We start from the raw sequence: 4,103 nt of genomic DNA, 5'->3' as shown, positions 1-4,103 counted from the left end.
ACATCGTATTTTGATATTGTTTAACTAAAGTATTAGTACTTAGCCCAATGATACAATAGGACATATAAACTCATAGGAGGCAGTATGATTGCAACCGTTAAAAACAAAGCCATTTTTAGCAGTAATACATTTTCGATAAACCTTGTTACTTACCCAACCAATCATAGCGAAATGAACCATATTGACCCTGTGCAGCAAGGGCGCTATTACAAGCTCAATTTTGTATTAGAGAAACCTAAAGCGGGTGGGGTATTTAAATGCTCAAAATGCATTATAAATTTATTTAATCGCGTGTATTTATTCAGACCCGATAAGTACGAACACAGCGTATCTAAAATCGAGTCTGGAAAGCGTGTACTACTGAGCTTTGCGCTTAATATATAATTTGCACTTTTACTTATTAATAGTCGTAGGCTTATTTTACACAACTATTTCGTATGTTATTCACAATACTCTGAACAATATCTTTATAAAGGCCTCCGTTCTTGTAGCTGGAGGTGCCATATTTGGTGTAGGGAATATATTTATCAACAAAAGTATCAGTTGCATCACATAGGTGGATAAGGATTTTCTTTGTTCGTGGAGTTTGCCAGTGTGTCCCGTTATTCTCTAATGCAGATATATATCTACGACTAAATCCAACGAGTTCCTCTACATGGTGTGATGCCCGTTCAATATGTTTCCCTAGCAATTCAGTTTTTTCTATCTCCTCAATGTGTGCGGTATAACCATTAAGAGTTTGTATAGATTTCAATGCAGGATAAAAAGGGTTGGATCTATTGTAAATGAAATCCAATTCGTCAACTTTAGACTTATGCTTTATGAGTCGCCTGCGGTCACCTATCAGTTCTTTGGCATCTGCGAGATTAACAATACATTCATTATACGTTTGTAGAATACGATCGTTTACTATGTACTCAACCACCAAATCTTGTTTTACAGAGAGAACTTGGGATATTCCAAAACCAACAAAAATCAAACCAAAAATAGATTCTAGAGATGCGAAGACTCTAGCTACTCCAGATGGTGTAAAGTCGCCGTAACCTAGTGTTGTAATCGATACAACACTAAAATAAATGGAGTCAAAGAAACCAGCCTTAGTTTTTCCAGAATAAACGCCATGTCCATCAATGCAACCGAGCAACCAGTAAATCACGCCGAAAGATAGTACAAAGGCTGTGAATATTAAGGATAACTTTTTTGCTAGTTTTATTTTTTTACTTTTAGCTTCGATCATGATTATTTAATTGCCTTTTTAGCCGTTTTTAGATTGGACATTATTAATGTCAATCCAATCTGGAACAGGCTCGCTAGGTGATATGGTGAATTCAAAGTCGACTTCAATTTGAACTTCTTTTTCACCTGCGTATAAGTACTTTTCACTGCTCTCATCATAAGATGGATTATATTCATATATCTCGACCTCAAAGTCTAAGCATGCTGAACCGGAAATAGTGACAAATTCAGGGCTGACATCGAAGCTCAAACTTCCATCTACAACTCTTATACTACCACTTTCATAGCTTTGCACGTAACCAGTATGCAGATCTGGATTAAAGTCTGAAGGCTCCCAACCATCAACAATTGAGGATATCTCCCCAGATAAGGTGCTGTTCGAATGGTCTTGAAGCAATTTTGTGATCTCGTCTTCATCATACACCTCCTCCTCTAACCAAGAGCGCATAGCAAGCAAAGAAGCGTCCTCTATTTTAGCCTGAAGAAAATCCTCTTCAGTATCAAGAAAGTCACGAATGTTTGTTTTTAATTCCGCATTAGGGCAGTCACGCTTTAAATCTCTGTGGAGTGTTTTCGACCCTCTTTTCTCGCAAAAATCAGATATATTTTTAGATATAAAATATATTCTCTCGAACTTTTCAGATAGTGCGAATTGAATGCAAGATAGCCAGATTACTCCATCTCTAAACTCTTCCTTTTTCTCGGAAAATGGTTTTATTTTATCAACTGCACGATCAATTAGTTCGCTGAGTATTTCGTCCTTGGGCTTAACAATATCTATTAGGCCCTCTTTCTCTAGGGAGCTAAACCGTTCAATTATTTTACGTTCACAATCATTAGGAAGTTTGTCTATAAATGAGTGGTCAAAACCTTCTGTTAACTTTGCTATTCCTGATACGCCCTCTTTTATAGACTTAAAGTGAAGATCAAATTCTTTCTTCGAATTTCTTATTACTTCTTTAAGCACTACATCAGAAATCAATATCCTGAGTACTTCAAGGTTAGATAGTTCCAGTATTTTTTTGAATACAGGGCCACGCCACAAGGGGTCTCCATAGAATATATTACTGTCAAGTATAATGGCGATCAAAAATTTATCCCTTAGTTTTAAGAATGAGACCAAACACCAAGCTCTCCGGGAGATTTAGAGAGCAATGGCAAGTAAATTTCCCGCAGCAATTTTTATTATGTGCTTTTAATCACTCTCGCCATAATCAGGCTCTAAAGTACCAAAGTCCACCGAAGTTATAGGATTAACCACTTCAATATCCTGGATATCTAGATCTGATAGAGGACCAGTTAAATCGCCACATACTGTAATTAGTATTTCGGAAGTAAATTCTTCTGTAACGCTAGCTGTAACGCGACCAAGATACATATGCTCGCGATCCATTGAATCATACTGAGATAGTGAGAATTCACCTTCAACGTCAACTGTAATGTTGGCACTTACTTCTAGGACAATATAATCTTCGGCATGATCTATTATTTTAAAGTTATTATCAGCTAATTCGAAGTCGTTTAACCAACCGTGACAACCATCTGGTTCCCAATAATAAAATGAGTCAGCTTCTTGATCTGGCGCAAAACCATCAAAGTAACTTTCAACATTGTTATGAATTTTTTCAACGAAGTTTGCTGCATCATCATCATCTTCTCGCCCCAACTTATCTAGCAATAGGGACAAAAAAGCAAAAGGCGCTGTTGCTTTGTTGAATTTACTCAGAGCGTCTGCAAAGTTATCTGTACAATCAATGTTATCTGATACTTCGCAATAGTTTTTCCAGTCGCGATCACTAGCAACAGCTAAAACTCTAATACTATTTTCTTCTGCCCATGCTTCTGTTGCCAAAAGAACAATAGCATCCGGAAATTCGCTTTTCTTTTTTCCGGTTTCAGCAAAAGGTGCTGCGTTCTGGAAGTATTGCTGTAATAGCTCTGAAACTGATAGGTAATCACCGCACTCAAGTACTAAAGCATCTGAGTTAGCTATAAATTTATCAACGCGACTTAACGCAATCCCCTCAATTTCATCACTATCTATTAAAATTGATTTAGCATCATTAAGTTCGCTACCTTCGAAAAAAAGATAATCTCCAGCATCATTGAAAGCTTTATCTAAAGATGCTTTGGCACTTTTTACTTTTATTTCTAAATGGCTTTTTACTTCACCTTTTATAACATCAGGCAATAGATAATCTATATCGCTATCTTTAAATTGGCTTAACTTTCCAAGTAAGCCCTTTTCAAGCCTTAATCCATTGGCAATAAATATAGAAGTATCAACAAGAATTGCTCCATATTCTTCAGTTTCATCTGAGCTCATTTACTACCTCATTAGTGCACAACTGTTTAATCAGAAGTCTCTTCCCTATAGTACGCAAAAAACTTTCTTATTCGATAATCAACTATTATTATCAAATAGTGTAACTTATTGCCAGATATAAATATTATTCTTCCTATTGATTATCTGAAGATGTGAAAATACATTGCTCCATTTTCTTAGTATATGAGTTGTACAGAAATTAACAAGATACAGAAATTAACAAGACACCCACTCTAAATTTATGCTTTTTAGCGAACGTAGTTGACGACCACCATATGGAAATTAGTCATATTTTCCGTGGTGAAGAGTGGATTAACTCAGCACCTAAGTTATTAAAACTATATGAAGATTTTGGTTGGGAAGCGCCAGTACTTGGTCACTTACCATTACTACGTAACCCAGATAAATCAAAGCTGTCTAAGCGTAAAAACCCAACGTCTATTAACTACTATAAAGAAATGGGTTACCTGCCAGAAGCCGTGCTTAACTACTTAGGTCGTATGGGTTGGTCAATGCCAGATGAGCGTGAAAAGTTCACACT

General features: G+C 36.4%; 4 protein-coding genes and 1 pseudogene. 2 read left to right on the top strand and 3 right to left on the bottom strand.

Annotated elements, in window-relative coordinates; translation table 11 throughout:
- Nucleotides 1–84 precede the first annotated feature (84 nt).
- Nucleotides 85–384 carry a 2OG-Fe(II) oxygenase gene (locus H5159_RS20600; RefSeq protein WP_182780956.1) on the top strand — a complete coding sequence of 100 codons (300 nt, stop codon included), beginning with the start codon at nucleotides 85–87 and terminating at the stop codon, nucleotides 382–384.
- Between the two features lie 31 nt (nucleotides 385–415).
- On the opposite strand, the gene H5159_RS20595 is transcribed toward H5159_RS20600, so the two are convergent.
- The 3 genes from H5159_RS20595 to H5159_RS20585 all read right to left on the bottom strand — a co-directional run bounded on the left by H5159_RS20595 (nucleotide 416) and on the right by H5159_RS20585 (nucleotide 3,562).
- Nucleotides 416–1,237, bottom strand: coding sequence for a potassium channel family protein (locus H5159_RS20595; protein WP_182780955.1), 822 nt, complete (start codon nucleotides 1,235–1,237; stop codon nucleotides 416–418).
- 18 nt (nucleotides 1,238–1,255) lie between these two features.
- Nucleotides 1,256–2,326, bottom strand: a complete 1,071-nt coding sequence (locus H5159_RS20590) for a PIN domain-containing protein (RefSeq protein ID WP_182780954.1) — start codon at nucleotides 2,324–2,326, stop codon at nucleotides 1,256–1,258.
- Between the two features lie 105 nt (nucleotides 2,327–2,431).
- Nucleotides 2,432–3,562, bottom strand: coding sequence for a PIN domain-containing protein (locus H5159_RS20585; RefSeq protein ID WP_182780953.1), 1,131 nt, complete (start codon nucleotides 3,560–3,562; stop codon nucleotides 2,432–2,434).
- A 245-nt stretch (nucleotides 3,563–3,807) separates the two neighbouring features.
- On the opposite strand from H5159_RS20585, the pseudogene H5159_RS20580 reads away from it, so the two are divergent.
- A pseudogene (locus H5159_RS20580) lies at nucleotides 3,808–4,103 on the top strand (glutamate--tRNA ligase family protein); the annotation flags it as partial.

This window comes from Pseudoalteromonas sp. SG43-1, assembly GCF_014164415.1.
GTDB classification, from domain to species: domain Bacteria; phylum Pseudomonadota; class Gammaproteobacteria; order Enterobacterales; family Alteromonadaceae; genus Pseudoalteromonas; species Pseudoalteromonas distincta.
The sequence above is the reverse complement of the archived record's forward strand: the minus strand, read 5'-3'. Positions and strand labels throughout refer to the sequence as shown.

Coding starts and splice junctions, on each gene's coding strand:
- H5159_RS20600 (WP_182780956.1), top strand. CDS start 85: ATGATTGCAACCGTTAAAAACAAAGCCATTTTTAGCAGTAATACATTT.
- H5159_RS20585 (WP_182780953.1), bottom strand. CDS start 3,562: ATGAGCTCAGATGAAACTGAAGAATATGGAGCAATTCTTGTTGATACT.
- H5159_RS20595 (WP_182780955.1), bottom strand. CDS start 1,237: ATGATCGAAGCTAAAAGTAAAAAAATAAAACTAGCAAAAAAGTTATCC.